This is a genomic window from Mesorhizobium sp. (genome assembly GCF_004962925.1).
Lineage (GTDB): Bacteria > Pseudomonadota > Alphaproteobacteria > Rhizobiales > Rhizobiaceae > Mesorhizobium.
The window spans coordinates 1-235 of the sequence record NZ_SUEO01000500.1 but is presented as its reverse complement, the minus strand read 5'-3'; the positions used below and the strand labels follow the sequence as shown (position 1 = coordinate 235).

The following is a 235-nucleotide window of genomic DNA, read 5'->3' as shown; positions in this document are numbered from 1 at the left end:
CGATGGATCGCTCTGCTTCAATTCGTCGAACGCGACGGCAAGCATCGTGACGTTGCGACCGATGCCGCGATAGCCGGTAAATTTTCCCTCGCTATCGAAGCGCGGAAAGCCGGTAATCGAAACCCAACGGCAGCCGGTTCGGCCACCCTTCAGCTCGTAGACGAAATCCCGAAACGGCCGACGTGCCTGCAGGTCTTCCAGATGTGCGGCTGCGCTCTGGTTGCCGCTCAACATC

General features: G+C 59.6%; 1 protein-coding gene. It reads right to left on the bottom strand.

Annotated elements, in window-relative coordinates:
- Positions 1-235: hypothetical protein (locus tag E5W87_RS35875; RefSeq protein WP_292408807.1), on the bottom strand; the 235-nt coding region annotated here is incomplete at both ends.